16 protein-coding genes are annotated in these 16,669 nt (G+C 59.9%); 5 read left to right on the top strand and 11 right to left on the bottom strand.

What is annotated here, in order from left to right; genetic code table 11:
- The first annotated feature begins 81 nt into the window (after nt 1-81).
- Complete coding sequence (locus AC07NR_RS23360; protein ID WP_248738337.1) at nt 82-762, top strand: Fe2+-dependent dioxygenase; 681 nt, start codon at nt 82-84, stop codon at nt 760-762.
- A gap of 57 nt (nt 763-819) precedes the next feature.
- Nucleotides 820-1,521 (top strand): tetratricopeptide repeat protein, encoded by a 702-nt coding sequence (locus AC07NR_RS23365; protein ID WP_305836634.1) that lies wholly within the window; start codon nt 820-822, stop codon nt 1,519-1,521.
- Between the two features lie 60 nt (nt 1,522-1,581).
- Here AC07NR_RS23365 and AC07NR_RS23370 read toward each other — a convergent pair whose 3' ends face one another.
- The 5 genes from AC07NR_RS23370 to AC07NR_RS23390 form a co-directional block, all read right to left on the bottom strand.
- Nucleotides 1,582-2,745, bottom strand: a complete 1,164-nt coding sequence (locus AC07NR_RS23370) for a type III PLP-dependent enzyme (protein WP_039769212.1) — start codon at nt 2,743-2,745, stop codon at nt 1,582-1,584.
- 581 nt (nt 2,746-3,326) lie between these two features.
- Nucleotides 3,327-4,481: an osmoprotectant ABC transporter ATP-binding protein OsmV gene (locus AC07NR_RS23375; RefSeq protein WP_248738336.1), complete on the bottom strand. Its 1,155-nt coding sequence runs from the start codon at nt 4,479-4,481 to the stop codon at nt 3,327-3,329.
- A complete protein-coding gene (locus AC07NR_RS23380) occupies nt 4,478-5,131 on the bottom strand; it encodes an ABC transporter permease (RefSeq protein WP_085729571.1) in 654 nt (217 codons plus the stop codon). The genes AC07NR_RS23375 and AC07NR_RS23380 overlap by 4 nt, the downstream gene beginning before the upstream one ends.
- 13 nt (nt 5,132-5,144) lie before the next feature.
- Nucleotides 5,145-6,038 carry a glycine betaine ABC transporter substrate-binding protein gene (locus AC07NR_RS23385; protein ID WP_495079576.1) on the bottom strand — a complete coding sequence of 298 codons (894 nt, stop codon included), beginning with the start codon at nt 6,036-6,038 and terminating at the stop codon, nt 5,145-5,147.
- 21 nt (nt 6,039-6,059) lie between these two features.
- Nucleotides 6,060-6,749 (bottom strand): ABC transporter permease, encoded by a 690-nt coding sequence (locus AC07NR_RS23390; RefSeq protein ID WP_170931630.1) that lies wholly within the window; start codon nt 6,747-6,749, stop codon nt 6,060-6,062.
- 357 nt (nt 6,750-7,106) lie between these two features.
- On the opposite strand from AC07NR_RS23390, the gene AC07NR_RS23395 reads away from it, so the two are divergent.
- On the top strand, nt 7,107-8,690 hold the full coding sequence (locus tag AC07NR_RS23395; protein WP_085608055.1) for a peptide chain release factor 3: 1,584 nt from the start codon (nt 7,107-7,109) through the stop codon (nt 8,688-8,690).
- A 98-nt stretch (nt 8,691-8,788) separates the two neighbouring features.
- Here the strand turns inward: AC07NR_RS23395 and AC07NR_RS23400 are convergent, their stop codons facing one another.
- Nucleotides 8,789-10,114: a type II toxin-antitoxin system HipA family toxin gene (locus AC07NR_RS23400; protein ID WP_248738333.1), complete on the bottom strand. Its 1,326-nt coding sequence runs from the start codon at nt 10,112-10,114 to the stop codon at nt 8,789-8,791.
- 1 nt (nt 10,115) lies between these two features.
- Nucleotides 10,116-10,523: a helix-turn-helix transcriptional regulator gene (locus AC07NR_RS23405; protein WP_423204899.1), complete on the bottom strand. Its 408-nt coding sequence runs from the start codon at nt 10,521-10,523 to the stop codon at nt 10,116-10,118.
- A 436-nt stretch (nt 10,524-10,959) separates the two neighbouring features.
- Here AC07NR_RS23405 and AC07NR_RS23410 point away from each other — a divergent pair, with 436 nt between their 5' ends.
- Together AC07NR_RS23410 and AC07NR_RS23415 are read left to right on the top strand one after the other, a co-directional pair.
- Entirely contained in the window at nt 10,960-12,195 is a 1,236-nt protein-coding gene (locus AC07NR_RS23410) for an MFS transporter (RefSeq protein ID WP_495079577.1), read from the top strand.
- 156 nt (nt 12,196-12,351) lie between these two features.
- Nucleotides 12,352-12,609, top strand: a complete 258-nt coding sequence (locus AC07NR_RS23415; protein WP_114881403.1) for a hypothetical protein — start codon at nt 12,352-12,354, stop codon at nt 12,607-12,609.
- 105 nt (nt 12,610-12,714) lie between these two features.
- On the opposite strand, the gene AC07NR_RS23420 is transcribed toward AC07NR_RS23415, so the two are convergent.
- Genes AC07NR_RS23420 through AC07NR_RS23435 form a run of 4 tightly spaced genes read right to left on the bottom strand, consistent with a single transcriptional unit; the run spans nt 12,715 to nt 16,622 of the window.
- Nucleotides 12,715-13,695: a peptide ABC transporter ATP-binding protein gene (locus AC07NR_RS23420; protein ID WP_114881404.1), complete on the bottom strand. Its 981-nt coding sequence runs from the start codon at nt 13,693-13,695 to the stop codon at nt 12,715-12,717.
- Nucleotides 13,695-14,663: an ABC transporter ATP-binding protein gene (locus AC07NR_RS23425; protein ID WP_085711820.1), complete on the bottom strand. Its 969-nt coding sequence runs from the start codon at nt 14,661-14,663 to the stop codon at nt 13,695-13,697. Before AC07NR_RS23425 ends, AC07NR_RS23420 begins: the two co-directional genes overlap by 1 nt.
- A 10-nt stretch (nt 14,664-14,673) precedes the next feature.
- Nucleotides 14,674-15,600, bottom strand: a complete 927-nt coding sequence (locus tag AC07NR_RS23430) for an ABC transporter permease subunit (protein WP_085711819.1) — start codon at nt 15,598-15,600, stop codon at nt 14,674-14,676.
- An 11-nt stretch (nt 15,601-15,611) separates the two neighbouring features.
- Nucleotides 15,612-16,622: an ABC transporter permease subunit gene (locus AC07NR_RS23435; protein ID WP_119426677.1), complete on the bottom strand. Its 1,011-nt coding sequence runs from the start codon at nt 16,620-16,622 to the stop codon at nt 15,612-15,614.
- Nucleotides 16,623-16,669 lie beyond the last annotated feature (47 nt).

The raw sequence follows: 16,669 nt of genomic DNA on the forward strand, positions 1-16,669 counted from the left end.
CGATTCATTCGTCTAGCGGGTTTTACACAGCCAATAAGAATCAATACCATTGCCGCCTCTTTGCCATCAGGTGACTTCGACATGCTGCTGCACATCCCCGCTCTGTTCGAGAAAGACGAAGTGCGGCGCATCCGCGAGGCTCTGGAACAGGCCGACTGGGCCGATGGCAAGATCACCGCCGGCTATCAATCGGCGAAGGCCAAGCACAATTTGCAACTGCCGGAAGGCCACCCACTGGCCAAGGAAATCGGCGCCGCGATGCTTGAACGCCTGTGGAAAAATCCGCTGTTCATGTCGGCCGCATTGCCGCACAAAGTATTTCCGCCGTTACTCAATTGCTACACGGCGGGCGGCAGTTTCGATTTTCACATCGACAACGCGGTGCGTCAGCCCAAGGGCAGCATCGAGCGCGTGCGCACCGATCTGTCGGCCACGCTGTTCTTCAGTGAGCCCGAGGATTACGACGGCGGCGAGCTGGAGATCCAGGACACCTACGGCACCCAGCGCGTAAAACTGCCCGCTGGCGACATGGTCCTGTACCCCGGCACCAGCCTGCACAAGGTCAACGCGGTCACGCGCGGCGCGCGCTATGCCTCGTTCTTCTGGACCCAAAGCCTGGTGCGCGAAGACAGCCAGCGCGCCTTGCTGTTCGAGATGGACGGCGCGATCCAGCAACTCACCCATGACATGCCCGATCACCCTTCGTTGATCCGCCTCACCGGCACTTATCACAACCTGTTGCGTCGCTGGGTCGAGGTCTGAGTGGCGGATTTTCGTTTGCGCCGCGAGGAAGTCCTCGACGGCGAACGCCTCACCGCGATGCTTGAAGAAAGTCCGGCCCGCGCGGCTCAAGCGATTCTGATGGCGGCGGGTGAGGGAGTGCTGGAGGCACAGGCGCTGCTCGGGCAGATTCTGCTCGATGGTCACGGGATCGCTCAGGATCAACCGTTGGCATTGCGCTGGTTTGGAATCGCCGCAGGACAAGGTCATCTGATGGCGCGAAACATGCTCGGCCGTTGCCATGAACACGGATGGGGTTGTGTGGCCGACGCGGCGGTTGCCGCCAGGCATTATCGCGTTGCAGCGGATGCCGGGCTGGATTGGGCGATGTACAACCTCGCCAATCTGCTGGCGACCGGGCGCGGTGTAGCGGTCGATCATCTTCAGGCCATGACGCTGTATCAACGCGCGGCCGAAGCCGGTCATGCCAAGTCGATGAATCTGCTCGGGCGTTATCTGGAAGAAGGGCAAGTGTGCCCGGCGAATCCCGTAGCGGCCCGTGACTGGTATCGACGTTCGGCCGAGGGCGGGGATTTTCGCGGGCAGTTCAGTCATGCGGCGGTGCTGGCGGCTGAGGGGCGCGTCGACGACGCGATTGTCTGGCTGGAGAAAGCGCTGACCGGCGGCAATCTGAATTTCCTGAGAGTGGCGAGCCAGACGCTGGCGAGCGCAACCGATCCGAGAATCCAGGCATTGGCGCAGGCCTACGCTCGCCGCTGCGCCGAGTTACAGAACACCTGAATCGCAGGCACAAAAAAGCCCATGACACGTCATGGGCTTTTTGCATTACGGCATCGACGTTTACACGTAGAACGACTTCAGCGGCGGAAAGCCATTGAACTCTACGGCGCTGTAACTGGTGGTGTACGCACCGGTCGACAACCAGTACAGGCGATCACCGATGGCCAGGTTCAGCGGCAGGCCGTACTTGTAGTTTTCGTACATGATGTCGGCGCTGTCGCAGGTCGGGCCGGCGATCACGACTTCTTCCATCTCGCCTTTCTTCTCGGTCCAGATCGGGAACTTGATGGCTTCGTCCATGGTTTCGATCAGGCCGGAGAACTTGCCCACATCGGTGTACACCCAACGCTCGACGGCGGTGCGGGATTTACGCGCAACCAGTACCACTTCACTGACCAGGATACCGGCGTTGGCGATCAGCGATCGGCCCGGTTCCAGGATGATTTCCGGCAGGTCATCACCGAAGTCTTCCTTCAGGAAACGGATGATTTCTTCGGCGTAGGTTTCCAGGCTGTTGGTGCGGGTGATGTAGTTGGCCGGGAAGCCACCGCCCATGTTGATCAGTTTCAGGTGGATGCCGTCTTCTTCCTTCAGGCGCTCGAAGATCACTTTGACCTTGGCGATCGCGGCGTCCCAGACGCTGATGTCACGCTGTTGCGAACCGACGTGGAACGAGATGCCGTACGGCACCAGACCCAGGTCACGGGCGAGGATCAGCAGGTCCATGGCCATGTCGGTCTGGCAGCCGAACTTGCGCGACAGTGGCCAGTCGGCCGTGGTCGAGCCTTCGGTCAGGATGCGCACGTAGACTTTGGCGCCCGGCGCAGCCTTGGCGATGTTGCGCAGGTCGGCTTCGGAGTCGGTGGCGAACAGACGCACGCCCTTCTCATAGAAGTAGCGGATGTCCTTGGATTTCTTGATGGTGTTGCCGTAGCTGATCTGGTCCGGGCTGACGCCACGGCTCAGCACTTTGTCCAGCTCATAGATCGAGGCGATGTCGAAACTCGAACCCTTCTCTTTGAGCAGGTCGATGATCTCGACGGCCGGGTTGGCCTTGACTGCGTAGTAGACCTTGGCGAATTCGAAACCGGCGCGCAGGTCATCGTAGGCCTGGGCGATCATCGCGGTGTCGATCACCACGAACGGGGTTTCCTGTTTGTCGGCGAACGCCTTCATTTTCTGAAAGGTTTCGCGCGCGAAATAGTCTTCGACCTGGATCGACATACTTGGGACTCCTAGTGGCAAACGTCGTTAATCAATGGGTGCATATGAACGTCCTCCGTATCCCCACTTTGGTTCGCCTACTTCCCAAGGCATGTCGCCGAAAGCAAAAAGGCCATGGGTCGTTGCCCTTGGCCTTGCTGTCTCGTCGTCAGTACTTGAGCCGGATGGATCGTTTCCAGCATGGACGTTCGGCGCGAACTTTAGGGCGTGAGGGGCCTGAGATCAACTAAAAATGTCGCGTTTCTGCACGCTTCTGACGTGCGTCGCGGATATCACTCTTTGTAGCCGACCGAGATGACGGTCAGATGTTCCGCAATAATTTTCAGGTGTTAAAAATACCTGCACGTTCGATGCTGATGTGCGCCAACTCTCAGATAACTACGATCACTTCAACATCGGCGACGTTGGCGGCGAGAAGGGCAGGTGAGGGGGGATTTGCTGGTTGAAGCTGACAAAATCGGCCGGGTTCGGCGCTCTGGTGTGTTGATATTTCTTGCCGGCTCATCGTCGGCGAAAAAATCCCGGCCTTGAGGATCCGGTGGTCGAAAAAAAGGGCCGTCGAACAGCCCTTTTGCTTTTGATCAGGCCACCGCCTCGGCCGGTGACACGATATTGGTCTTCATTCCGCGCGAGCGACCCGAACTCAGATACGCCGCAATCGACTCCTGGGTAACCTCGCCGAGGAACACTCGCTCGGCATCCATTACCGGCAACCACGCACGATTGAACTCGTACATGCGCGACAACAGGATGCGCAAATGCTCGTCGTACGCAGCCGTGGCGTTGAACTCACGCAGGAACTGCGCACAGGTCCCGGTCTGGCGATGCAAGTCGCGACGTCGCACATAACCCAGTGCCTTGTTCTCGGCGCAGGTGACCACCACGTAACGACGGTCATGCTCGTCCATCAATTCCAGCGCATCGGCCACCGGAGTTTCCGGGCTCACGGATGGAGCGTTGTCCGCCGCATCTTCGGCTTTTACCAGTAACAGACGTTTCAACGTGCTGTCCTGGCCGACAAAGTTGCTGACAAAGTCGTCTGCCGGATGCGCCAGCAGGGTGTCCGGATGATCGATCTGCAACAGCTTGCCGGCGCGGAAGATCGCGATCTTGTCGCCGAGCTTGATCGCCTCGTCGATGTCGTGACTGACCATGATCACGGTCTTGTTCAGCGCCCGCTGCATCTCGAAGAACTCGTTCTGGATCATCTCGCGGTTGATCGGGTCGACCGCACCGAACGGTTCGTCCATCAGCAACAACGGTGCATCCGCCGCCAGTGCGCGGATCACGCCGATCCGTTGCTGCTGGCCGCCGGACAGCTCTCGCGGATAACGATGCAGATATTGCTTGGGTTCAAGTTTGATCATGCTCATCAGTTCGCGGGCGCGGTCGTGGCATTTCTGTTTGTCCCAGCCGAGCAGTTTCGGCACCACCACGATGTTCTCTTCGATAGTCATGTTCGGGAACAGGCCGATCTGCTGGATCACGTAGCCGATGTTGCGACGCAGGGTCACTTCGTCGAGGTCGGTGGTGTCTTCGCCGTTGATCAGGATCTTGCCCGAGGTCGGTCTGATCAGGCGGTTGATCATTTTCAGCGTGGTGCTTTTGCCGCAACCCGATGGCCCGAGGAACACGCAGATTTCGCCTTCATTGACGGTCAGGCTTACCGAGTCCACGGCTTTCACATCTTTGCCGTTGCTTTGGAAGGTCTTGCTGAGGTTTTGAAGTTCGATCATTTGAGTAATCCTTTTGGAGTCAAAGAGCGTTGCAGCCACTGCAAAAACAGGTCGGCGAAGATCGCCAGCAGACTGACCAGCAGCGCGCCGACGATCAGCATCGACATGTCACTGCGGCTGATGGAGGCGAGGATCAGCACGCCGAGGCCGCCGGCGCCGATGGTCGCGGCGATGGTCATCACGCCGATGTTCATCACCACGGCGGTGCGCACGCCGGCGAGAATCACCGGCACCGCGATCGGCAACTCGACCATGCGCAGGCGCTGGCCGAAGGTCATGCCGATGCCGCGTGCAGCTTCGCGAATGCCCGGTTCGACGCCTGTCAGGGCGAGGTAGGTGTTGCGCATGATCGGCAGCAGTGAATAAAGGAACACGGCGGTGATCGCCGGCATCGGGCCGAGGCCCTGGCCGAACTTCGAGTAGAACGGCAGCAACAGGCCGAACAGTGCAATCGACGGCACGGTCAGCAGCACCGTGGCGCTGGCCTGCAACGGGCCGGCGAGGCTCGGGAAACGCGTCATCAGGATGCCCAGCGGCACGCCGATGAGAATCGCCAGGCTGACGGCGATGCCGACCAGTGTGATGTGCTGCCAGGTCAGGTGCATCACCTGCTGCCAGTCGAGGTGGGAAAAGGCGTTCAGGAATTCCATGACTTCTCCTCCTTCAGTTCAGTGGGTGCTGGCGCAGGAAATCGGCAGCGACTTTCGACGGGCTCTCGTGATCGACATCGACCCGCGCATTGAGCTGGCGCATGGTTTCGTCGTCGAACAGCTCGGCCAGCGGCTTGAGTTGCGCCGCCAGTTGCGGGTGAGCGTCGAGGTAGGCTTGACGCACCACCGGGGCGGCGGTGTAGTCCGGGAAGTAATGCTTGTCGTCTTCCAGCAGCTTCAGGCCGAACGCGTTGAGGCGACCGTCGGTGGTGTAGACCAGACCGGCAAACACCTGGCCGTTGCGCAGTGCGGTGTAGACCAGTCCCGCGTCCATCTGCCGGATGTTCTGGCGGGTCAGGTTCATGTCGTAGAGCTTGACCATGCCGTTAAGGCCGTCGGAGCGATTGGCGAATTCGGTGTCCAGCGCCACCAGATGATTGCTCTTGGCCTCGCTGCGCAGCACATCGTTCAACTGGCTTATGGTGCTGATCTGCGGATATTCCTCGGCGACCTTTTTTGGCAGGGCCAGGGCGTAGGTGTTGCTGAACTTCGACGGGGTCAGCCAGACGAGGCCTTTTTTCGCGTCGAGTTCTTTCACCCGGGCGTAGGACTGTTCGCTGTCGAGTTTTTCGGAGACATGGTTGTAGGCCACCAGCGACACGCCGGTGTATTCCCAGAGCATGTCCAGTTGCCCGCTTTCGTGGGCGCTGCGGGCGAGGTTGCTGCCCAGTCCGCCGGTGGTCTGCGCGTCGTAGCCTTTGCTGCGCAGGTATTGGGCGGTGATTTCTGCGAGCAGGGTTTGTTCGGTGAACACTCGGGCACCGAGGCGAATGAGCGGCTTTTCCGCCGCCTGGGCAAATCCTGCGAACAGCAGAACGCAGCCCAAGATCAAGCTAAGTCGTTTCATGAATATTCCTTTGCCGAAGCCTTAAGACGGGCGCAAACCGCGTTCCAGCCAGAGACGGCTGGCGAGGGTGACCACGCCATCGAGCAGCAGGGCCAGCAGCGCGGTGCACGCGGCGCCGAGCAGCAGTTGCGGCTGGTTGTTCAGGGCGATGCCGGGGAAAATCAGGCTGCCGAGGCTGTTGGCGCCGATCAGGAACGCCAGCGGCGCCGTACCGACGTTGATCGCCAGGGCCACTCGCACACCGCCGACGATGATCGGCACGGCGTTGGGCAACTCGACTTGCCACAACACCTGACGCGGGGTCATGCCGATGCCGGTGGCGGCTTCTTTTAGCGAGCCCTGGACGTTTTTCAGGCCTTCGTAGGTGTTGCGCACAATCGGCAAGAGTGAGGCGAGGAATAAAGCGAAGATCGCCGGACCACTGCCGATGCCGAGAATCCCCAGGGCAATCGCCAGTACGGCCAGCGGTGGCACGGTGTTACCGATGTTGAAGATCTGCATGAAGCGTTCGGCGCGTCCGACCATGGTCGGGCGGCTCAGGAAGATACCGGCGGGGATGCCCACGACAAGGGCGGCCAGCATTGAAGCGAGGACAAGAATCAGATGAGCTTGCAGGTAAAACAACAAATCGTCGCGGTAGTGTTCGATCGTGTTGATGCCGATCCAGTGGACCAGCAGGGCCAGGAGCGCGATCACCACCGCACCTCCCATCAGCCCTTTGCCATAGCGGATAGCCACAGGCGGACTCCTTTTTTATAGTCGGCGGACGCTGTCCCGAGTGGCATGCCATGCCTGGCTGCCGGGAGTGAACGTTCGCGAGAAGCAGCTCCCCCAGCACCGGCGAAAAGCGGTCTGAAAGCGAGCCATGAGCGCAGCCTCGTCAGGCTAACTTGCTGATTTTTCAGCCCCTGACGAAAAGTCGTAACAGGGGATGGACGTCTCCGTGCTTTAAAAGGTTCCCATCTGAGGCAGCATTTGGCCACCCTTAATGTGCTCAACGGTTCGGTTATTGTCTTGACTTGGGCTATAATCGCGGCCCTTTTTTGAATCACCGCCAGGCGATTTCCCATGACCAGACAGGCCGCCGAAGTCGCGAAACGCCGCACTTTCGCCATTATTTCCCACCCCGATGCCGGTAAAACCACGATCACCGAAAAGCTCCTGTTGATGGGCAAGGCGATTGCAGTGGCCGGTACGGTGAAATCCCGTAAATCCGACCGCCATGCGACATCCGACTGGATGGAGATGGAGAAGCAGCGGGGTATTTCCATTACCACGTCGGTCATGCAGTTCCCGTATCGCGAACACATGATCAACCTGCTCGACACCCCGGGCCACGAAGACTTCTCCGAAGACACCTACCGCACCCTGACCGCGGTGGACTCCGCCCTGATGGTTCTCGACGGTGGTAAAGGTGTAGAGCCACGTACCATCGCCCTGATGGACGTCTGCCGTCTGCGTGATACACCGATCGTCAGCTTCATCAACAAACTCGACCGTGACATCCGCGACCCGATCGAACTGCTCGACGAGATCGAAGCCGTCCTGAAGATCAAGGCTGCGCCGATCACCTGGCCGATCGGTTGCTACCGCGACTTCAAGGGTGTGTACCACCTGGCGGACGACTACATCATTGTCTACACCGCTGGCCACGGTCACGAACGTACCGAAACCAAGATCATCGAGAAGCTCGACTCCGACGAAGCCCGCGCCCACCTCGGTGACGAGTACGACCGCTTCCTCGAGCAGCTGGAACTGGTGCAGGGCGCCTGCCACGAGTTCAACCAGCAGGAGTTCATCGACGGCCAGCTGACCCCGGTGTTCTTCGGTACCGCACTGGGCAACTTCGGTGTCGATCACGTCCTCGACGCTGTGGTTGATTGGGCGCCGCGTCCGCTGCCACGCGTAGCCAACGAGCGCACCGTGGAGCCGGTGGAAGAGAAGTTCTCGGGCTTCATCTTCAAGATCCAGGCGAACATGGACCCGAAACACCGCGACCGCATCGCCTTCATGCGTATCTGCTCCGGCAAGTACGAGAAAGGCATGAAGATGCGCCACGTGCGTACCGGCAAGGACGTGCGCATCGGCGACGCCCTGACGTTCTTCTCCTCCGAGCGTGAACAGCTGGAAGAGGCGTACGCCGGCGACATCATCGGTCTGCACAACCACGGCACCATCCAGATCGGCGACACCTTCAGCGAAGGCGAAACCCTGGGCTTCACCGGTATCCCGCACTTCGCTCCGGAACTGTTCCGCCGCGTACGCCTGCGCGATCCGCTGAAATCCAAGCAACTGCGCCAGGGCCTGCAACAGCTGGCCGAAGAAGGCGCGACCCAGGTGTTCTTCCCGGAACGCAGCAACGACATCATCCTCGGCGCCGTCGGTGTGCTGCAGTTCGATGTGGTCGCCAGCCGCCTGAAAGAGGAATACAAGGTCGAGTGCTCCTACGAGCCGATCACCGTGTACTCCGCGCGCTGGATCGAATGCAGCGACAAGAAGAAGCTGGAGGAATTCTCCAACAAGGCGGTGGAAAACCTCGCGCTGGACGGCGGCGGTCACCTGACCTACCTCGCCCCGACCCGGGTCAACCTGGCGCTGATGGAAGAACGCTGGCCGGACGTGAAATTCCGTGCGACCCGTGAGCACCACTAAGCGCTGATCTACTGTGCTGATTCCCTGCAGCGCAAACTGCGGGGTTCAGACCGAACAGCCCTGCAGGTTTACGCCTGCAGGGCTTTTTTGTTTTTGCTTCACAGGTCGTCCGCAAGATACAGCCGGTGGCTGTGTTCAATTTCTTCGATCAGTTTTTCATTTTCAATGCCAGCGATACCTGCGAATTCGCGCCATCGACGAACCGAATCGGCGACCTCCTTGATGATTTTGCGCCCGTTCAACCTGGGGATCTGTTTCGCCAGTGCGAGCAGATCTTCGACCGTAAAGGCATCCCTTTTCCCATTGATGGTCATCTGGTGAGTGGATACCCATGGCGAGTCGACGCGATAAGCCCAGCACATGTCATATGCCGGAGTCAGGCGCCAAACGCCGTCCCTCCAGACCTGGAAAGCAATATTTCGAGTGTGGTCGTCCTGATTTCGCGCAATCACATTGAACACGGCGCGTCGAAACAGCTCTATTTGATCCTCTCTGGGAAGACTCAGATCCCTCGCTACGAGTAGCGCTTGTTCGTAAGAGTACGCGCCTGGTTTGGTGTAGTCGGCAATGTCCATGGCGCACAATGTTTGCACGTGAATCTTGTCACCATCGTCCATCCGGTCGAAACGGCGAGTCATGAAGTGAGCGCGAGGACCATCAATGTGCAGACGGCACTCGGTCATGGTAATCCCCGAGGCGACAGTCATCAGATGGTAAGCGTATTCCACCCGGCCAAAGCCGGCAGGGTCACCCAGTGAGTTTGCCCCTTTGGGCACGTCGAACTTGAACAGCCAATAGCTGTACCCCGCCGGGGCCGTGATTTGTCCCGAGCAAAGCTCACCGGTCTTTTCATTGATGGCAATGATTGCCTTCGGTCGTTGGCCGCCAGCCGATGAACCCACCTGAAACATATGCTTGAGCGCTTCCTCACCCTGCTTGCCTTCATGACCCAGTTGCAGCCCGGCAAACTGCTGTTGACGCTGCTCGAGGATCTGTCCGGCAAGCTCCACCAAAGAATCGAGCTCCAGCTTTTCGATCCTGGTCCTGGCCCTGTCCACGGCAGGGCGGAACTCCAGCGCCCCCATGCCTCGGGCGCCGATGTAAAGCAATCGCTCAACGGGAGTGAAGCTGTTGGGGTCGCGTCCTTCCTTGGCCAGCCAAGCGTCGATCACTGCGTTACCGAAGTCATCGGGAAGCGAATCTGAAAGGCATGGCGGGAGAGATTTGAAAGCCTGAACGTTCAGCGATGGGAAGGCGTACACCTCACCTGCCACTGCTCGCATGGTCAGTGGTGCAATCTCCAGTCCGATTTCCGTAAACGCTGGATCGAATTCAAATGTTGCTGTTGCGGGGGACTGGCTTTCATCCCAAAGCACAGCGCCTACCTTGGTATCCCACATCCACACTTCTGCAGTTATCGCCACGTCATTTCTTCCTTGGTATCAGCAAAGGTTTCGCTTTGCCCTGCTCTTTGTTTTCTGGTGATGTCTGCGGTTGAGTGCTTTGGTGGACATGTATCCGGCCGTCGCTGGTACGAACGGCCCCCAGCGCACGGACACGACCTGTCTTGCCTGTCTGAGCCGCAGCCATCGGGCTCGCACGGGGAGGCTCGATCAGGCCGGAGAGAAGGTCCAGAGAGTCAAACTCTCGTAGCACTGCGATCAGTAACTGTAGGGTGCCTTTGCCTTTTTCCAGCTTTTGAATCGTGGGAGTACTGACTCCGACACTGTCTGCAAGCTGGTCTTGTGTGATGTCCTTGCGCAGGCGGCGCGCGCGCAGGGCCTCACCTAACTGAGCGGAGATTGCGTCATCACTTTTACGTTGTATTCGCATAAGGAAAATATTCCTTTTTGTTGTGGTCTATTTTCAGACTCAAGGAAAATATTTTTTTGCATTATGCATAGTTTTAGATCTTTTCATTCGACTCTCTAAGGAAAATTTTTATTTGTTTTATGCGATGAAGTGCGTGCAAATGAAAATATTTCTTTGTGTTATAGGCTAGCTAAGATTTCGTGATGATTTTGCGATCATGAAGACGCTCTTTTCAGACCAGTGGAGCGCTTTCGGCTCTCGCCTGGTTGCCTGGAGGCACTCTCAATTCGATGCCAATGCTACGTGCGATGTAAAAGAGTGCACAGGCTCTTCGTGTAGGCCTTTTCCTATCAGTAGGTGAGCGGACTCCGGATTTCAATCTTCACTGATTGTCCAGGCGACAACCCGCTTTCTGGCGGCTAGTGTCAACGCTCACGCACCTCCAAGGATCAATGGAATGAGAGGGTTGTTCACTCACTTGCTGCGATTCGACGGTTACTTCAGCACCATGGCCTGGGTACTCGCGGCGCTGTTGTTCATCAATCGCCTGAGCAGCATGGTCAAGCTGTTCATGGCGTTGTATCTGCGTCAGGAGCTGGGTTTCGCCATCGAGACGGTCGGCTGGCTGTTGGCGGCGTACGGCGGCGGACTGTTGATCGGTTCGATGCTGGGCGGCTTGCTCAGCGACCATATCCGCACCGCGCGGCTGACGGCGGCGCTGTTCTTCGTTTCAGCCTGGGTGCTGCTCGGGCTCGGGCTGGTGACGCAAGTGCCGTTGCTGGCCGCGTTGCTGTTGCTCAGCGGTACGATCGACGGCGCGATCCGTACGTTGCATCAACGCCTGATCATGGAATATTGCGAGGTTGCACAGCGCGCCCGGGCGCAGGCCTTGAGCCGTATCGCGCGAAACCTCGGGATGGCCGCCGCCGGTATCGCGGGCGGTGTGCTGGCGCAGACGGATTTTCGCTGGGTGTTCTTCATCAGTGCGGTGCTGACGCTGGTGGCGCTGCTGTGGTTTGTCCGCACGACCTGGGGGCGAACGGTGCTGATCCCGGACGAAACTCCAGAGACGCAGGCCGGCTCCGGCCTGCCATATCGCGACAAACCGTTTCTCTGGCTGCTGGCGGCGACCGTCCTGCTCGGCATGGCGTTCGACACCGTTTACAGCACACTCGGCAACTATCTGCGCGACTACTATCGCTTGAGTACCGAGGCCATCGGCTGGCAGTTCGCGATCAACGCGGTCCTTGTCGTGGCGTTGCAGATTCCAATCTCGCATTGGGGCGAACGCTGGGGCTCGCGTCGGCCGTTGATCGCCGGTTGCGTGTTGCTGGCGGTCGGGCTCGGCATGCTGCCATTGGGTTCCGGGCTGGTTTATGCCTGCCTGTCGACGGTGGTCTGGACGCTGGGGGAGGCGCTGTTCATGCCGCCGCTGAATGTGCTGGTCATGCAGCATGCGCAAAGCGGCAAAAGCGGTCAGTACTTCGGTCTGTTCTTCATGGCCTGGAGCGCAAGTGCGTTGCTGTCGCCGGTGCTCAGCGGCCAGTTATACGGGCAGTTCGGTGGGCACAGTGTCTGGGTAGCCAGTGCGGCGCTGGCCATTATGTCGGTCCCGCTGGTTTGTCTGGCGACTCGTTTGCGCGTCTCGGCCAGCCAGCCCGTGCAAACCCGCAAGGCCGCCTCGCTTAGCTGATCCGGTTATGGGGGTTATTCGAAAGCGGTCTGTCCAGCCATGGCATTTCCGGGCATTGGTTAGCGTCCTATCTGGTGAACCCGGCTGATCGGAACTAGATTTTATTCAGCGCCGGACCGGCACTCTGGCTTCAACCACGAAAGGATGGAAACGCTTATGAGCATTTTTCAACGCATAGTGTTGTTGCTTAAGGTTTTGGTGATGCTGACGCTTGGCACCACGGCGGCGTGGGCGAGCAACGCGGCGCCCGCACAGGGCTTCAATGCGGCCCAGGGGCACGCGGGTGTGATCATGCTCGCCAAGTCCGAATCCGAACCCGGTGATCAGGATCAGGGTGGCAGCAAGGACGATGACGACTCGACCACCGACGAGCCGGACACCGATGATCCGGACGATGGCGACAGCCAGACATAGCTCGCAGACAAAAGAAAACCTCTTCTTCCCCGACTGATGCGCAATCGAGAAAGAAGAGGTTTGGTCAACGCTTTAACGACCCGCCCCGGCAACAGGGCGGGTTTTTTATGCCGCGCCGTCGAGGAACTGCTCGGCGTAGTGGCAAGCTACCTGACGCGTGTCGAGCTGGCGCAGGGCCGGCTCTTCCGCGCTGCAACGTTCGGTCGCGTACGGGCAGCGCTTGTGGAACGCGCAGCCCGGTGGCGGGTTCAGCGGGTTGGGCAGCTCGCCGACGATCTTGATCTTCGGCTTGTCCGGATCCGGATGGATGGTCGGAGTCGCCGACAGCAGCGCCTGGGTGTACGGGTGCAGAGGACGGGCATAGATGTCGTGCTTCGGACCGATTTCCACCGGACGCCCGAGGTACATCACCATCACGTCATCGGCCACGTGCTGCACCACCGCCAGGTTGTGCGAGATGAACACGTAACCGGTGTTGAACTCCTGCTGCATGTCCATGAACAGGTTCAGCACCTGCGCCTGGATCGACACGTCCAGTGCCGAAGTCGGTTCGTCCGCCACCAGCACTTTCGGTTGCAGCATCATGGCGCGAGCCAACGCGATACGCTGACGCTGACCGCCGGAGAACATGTGCGGATAACGCTGGTAGTGCTCGGGACGCAAGCCGACCTGCTTCATCATCGCCTGGACTCGTTCGCGACGTTCGGCAGCCGACAGGTTGGTGTTGATCAGCAGCGGTTCGGCCAGTTGATCACCGATTTTCTGCCGGGGGTTCAACGAGGCGTATGGGCTCTGGAACACCATCTGCACGTCTTTGCGCAGCTGCTTGCGCTGGGCCTTGTCGGCGCCGGCCACTTCTTGCCCTGCGATTTTCAGGGAACCGGACGACGGCTCCTCGATCAGGGTCAGGGCACGGGCCAGGGTGGATTTGCCGCAGCCCGATTCGCCCACAACGGCGAGGGTCTTGCCGGCTTCCAGCTCGAACGACACACCGTTGAGGGCGCGTACGGTCGCATGGCCCTTGAACAGGCCACGGGAGACTTCGTAGTGACGGGTCAGGTCGCGGGCGGTAAGTACGACGGCCATTACGCCACCTCCTGGTTCAGCGGGTAGAAGCAGCGGGCGAGGCTGTGGCTTTTCGGATCAAGGGTCGGACGTTGCGCGCGGCAGCTGTCCTGCACGTACGGGCAGCGCGGCGACAGCAGGCAGCCTTGCGGACGGTCGTAACGGCCCGGAACGATGCCCGGCAGGGTCGCCAGACGCTCGGCGCCCTGGCTGTGTTCCGGAATCGCCTTGAGCAGCGCTTCGCTGTAGGGGTGGGCCGGGATGTCGAACAGTTGCGGCACCTGACCGACTTCAACGGCCTGGCCGGCGTACATCACACAGACGCGCTGGGCGGTTTCGGCCACCACGGCGAGGTCGTGGGTGATCAGCACCAGGCCCATGTTCTGCTCTTTCTGCAACGCCAGCAGCAGGTCCATGATCTGCGCCTGAATCGTTACGTCGAGTGCGGTGGTCGGCTCGTCCGCGATCAGCAGTTTCGGCTCGCCGGCAATCGCCATGGCAATTGCCACACGCTGGCTCATGCCGCCGGACAGTTGGTGCGGATAAGCGTCCATACGGCTGGAAGCGCCGGGGATTTCAACCTTTTCCAGCAGTTCGATGGCGCGCTTGCGGGCGGCCTTGCCGGACATTTTCAGGTGCAGGCGCAGCACTTCCTCGATCTGGAAACCGACGGTGTAGCTCGGGTTCAGCGCGGTCATCGGATCCTGGAACACCATGGACAGATCTTTACCGACGATCTGCCGACGCTGGCGATTGCTCAGTTTGAGCATGTCTTTACCGTCGAAGCTCAGAGAGTCGGCAGTGACAATCCCCGGGTGCTCGATCAGGCCCATCAGCGCCATCATGGTCACGGACTTGCCGGAACCCGACTCGCCCACGATCGCCAGGACTTCGCCCTTGTCGACTTTCAGGTCGAGGCCGTCGACCACCGGTGTGGCGTTCTTGTCGCCGAAGCGAACGTTGAGATTCTTGATTTCTAGCAGTGACATGGGAATCTCCTCAGGCGGCGTTCTTGAGTTTCGGGTCCAGCGCATCGCGCAGGCCGTCGCCCATCAAGTTGATTGCCAGCACGCTGAGCAAAATGGTCAGACCAGGCAGACTCACGACCCACCAGGCGCGTTCGATGTAGTCGCGGGCCGAGGCCAGCATGGTGCCCCACTCAGGGGTTGGCGGCTGGACGCCGAGGCCGAGGAAGCCCAGGGCGGCGGCATCGAGGATCGCCGAAGAAAAGCTCAGCGTTGCCTGGACGATCAGCGGTGCCATGCAGTTCGGCAGCACGGTGATGAACATCAGGCGCGGCAGGCCGGCACCGGCCAGGCGCGCAGCGGTCACGTAGTCGCGGTTCAGCTCGCCCATGACGGCAGCACGGGTCAGACGCACGTAGGACGGCAACGAAACCACGGCAATCGCGATCACGGTGTTGATCAGGCCAGGGCCGAGGATGGCGACGATCGCCACAGCCAGCAGCAGCGACGGCAGGGCCAGCATGATGTCCATCAGACGCATGATGGTCGGGCCGACCACTTTCGGGAAGAAACCGGCGAACAGACCCAGCAGGATCCCCGGAATCAGCGACATCACCACCGACGACAGACCGATCAGCAGCGACAGGCGCGAACCCTGGATCAGACGCGACAGCAGGTCGCGCCCCAGTTCATCGGTGCCGAGCAGGAACTGCATCTGCCCGCCTTCGAGCCACGCCGGCGGCGTCAGCAGGAAGTCACGGTATTGCTCGCTCGGGTTATGCGGGGCGACCCACGGCGCGAAGATCGCGCAGAAAATCACCAGCAGCATGAACAGCAGGCCGGCAACGGCGCCCTTGTTCTTGGCGAAGGCTTGCCAGAATTCTTTGTACGGCGACGGGTACAGCAGACTTTGATCCGCGCCAGGTGCAGCGGTGACTACTGAGGATGTTGGAGTGCTCATGGGTATTGACCTCAGCGCTGATGACGGATGCGTGGGTTGGCAAAGCCGTAGAGGATGTCCACCACGAAGTTGACCAGGATCACCAGGCAGGCGATCAACAGAATGCCGTTCTGCACAACCGGATAGTCCCGGGCGCCAATGGCTTCGATCAGCCATTTGCCGATGCCGGGCCACGAGAAGATGGTCTCGGTCAGTACCGCACCGGCCAGCAGGGTGCCGACTTGCAGGCCGACCACGGTCAGCACAGGGATCAGGGCGTTGCGCAGACCGTGCACGAACACCACGCGCGACGGCGACAGGCCTTTGGCCTTGGCGGTACGGATGTAGTCTTCACGCAGCACTTCGAGCATCGACGAACGGGTCATCCGCGCGATCACCGCCAGCGGAATGGTGCCGAGGACGATGGCCGGCAGGATCAGGTGATGCAGCGCATCCAGGAACGCGCCGGTGTCATTGGCCAGCAGGGTGTCGATCAGCATGAAGCCGGTGCGTGGCTCGATGTCATAGAGCAGGTCGATCCGCCCGGAAACCGGGGTCCAGCCCAGGCTCACCGAGAAGAACATGATGAGAATCAGGCCCCACCAGAAGATCGGCATCGAATACCCCGCCAGGGAGATGCCCATCACCCCGTGGTCGAACAGGGATCCTCGCTTGAGGGCCGCGATCACCCCGGCCAGAAGGCCCAGGACGCCGGCGAACAGCAGGGCGGCCATGGACAGTTCCAGGGTCGCCGGGAAGAGGGAGGTGAACTCGGTCCATACGCTCTCACGGGTGCGCAGGGATTCGCCGAGATCGCCGTGGGCCAGTTTGCCGATGTAGTCCAGGTACTGGGCATACAGCGGTTTGTTCAGACCGAGGCGTTCCATTGCCTGAGCGTGCATTTCGGGGTCGACCCGACGTTCGCCCATCATCACTTCCACGGGGTCGCCGGGAATCATGCGAATCAACGCGAAAGTCAGCAAGGTGATGCCGAAAAACGTGGGGATCAACAACCCCAGTCGGCGGGCAATAAAACTAAACATCTTTTGTGGTACCTCATCAGCCGGTTAGGCGTGCCCGGCGACCCTGG

It is taken from the genome of Pseudomonas sp. GW821-FHT09C09 (genome assembly GCF_059418105.1).

What these genes read in the sequence shown, in the direction of transcription:
- AC07NR_RS23370 (WP_039769212.1), bottom strand. Translation starts at nt 2,745, where the DNA reads ATGTCGATCCAGGTCGAAGACTATTTCGCGCGCGAAACCTTTCAGAAA.
- AC07NR_RS23425 (WP_085711820.1), bottom strand. Translation starts at nt 14,663, where the DNA reads ATGTCACTGCTAGAAATCAAGAATCTCAACGTTCGCTTCGGCGACAAG.
- AC07NR_RS23365 (WP_305836634.1), top strand. Translation starts at nt 820, where the DNA reads ATGCTTGAAGAAAGTCCGGCCCGCGCGGCTCAAGCGATTCTGATGGCG.
- AC07NR_RS23430 (WP_085711819.1), bottom strand. Translation starts at nt 15,600, where the DNA reads ATGAGCACTCCAACATCCTCAGTAGTCACCGCTGCACCTGGCGCGGAT.
- AC07NR_RS23360 (WP_248738337.1), top strand. Translation starts at nt 82, where the DNA reads ATGCTGCTGCACATCCCCGCTCTGTTCGAGAAAGACGAAGTGCGGCGC.
- AC07NR_RS23375 (WP_248738336.1), bottom strand. Translation starts at nt 4,481, where the DNA reads ATGATCGAACTTCAAAACCTCAGCAAGACCTTCCAAAGCAACGGCAAA.
- AC07NR_RS23420 (WP_114881404.1), bottom strand. Translation starts at nt 13,695, where the DNA reads ATGGCCGTCGTACTTACCGCCCGCGACCTGACCCGTCACTACGAAGTC.
- AC07NR_RS23435 (WP_119426677.1), bottom strand. Translation starts at nt 16,622, where the DNA reads ATGTTTAGTTTTATTGCCCGCCGACTGGGGTTGTTGATCCCCACGTTT.
- AC07NR_RS23405 (WP_423204899.1), bottom strand. Translation starts at nt 10,523, where the DNA reads ATGCGAATACAACGTAAAAGTGATGACGCAATCTCCGCTCAGTTAGGT.
- AC07NR_RS23410 (WP_495079577.1), top strand. Translation starts at nt 10,960, where the DNA reads ATGAGAGGGTTGTTCACTCACTTGCTGCGATTCGACGGTTACTTCAGC.
- AC07NR_RS23395 (WP_085608055.1), top strand. Translation starts at nt 7,107, where the DNA reads ATGACCAGACAGGCCGCCGAAGTCGCGAAACGCCGCACTTTCGCCATT.
- AC07NR_RS23385 (WP_495079576.1), bottom strand. Translation starts at nt 6,038, where the DNA reads ATGAAACGACTTAGCTTGATCTTGGGCTGCGTTCTGCTGTTCGCAGGA.
- AC07NR_RS23380 (WP_085729571.1), bottom strand. Translation starts at nt 5,131, where the DNA reads ATGGAATTCCTGAACGCCTTTTCCCACCTCGACTGGCAGCAGGTGATG.
- AC07NR_RS23415 (WP_114881403.1), top strand. Translation starts at nt 12,352, where the DNA reads ATGAGCATTTTTCAACGCATAGTGTTGTTGCTTAAGGTTTTGGTGATG.
- AC07NR_RS23390 (WP_170931630.1), bottom strand. Translation starts at nt 6,749, where the DNA reads ATGGGAGGTGCGGTGGTGATCGCGCTCCTGGCCCTGCTGGTCCACTGG.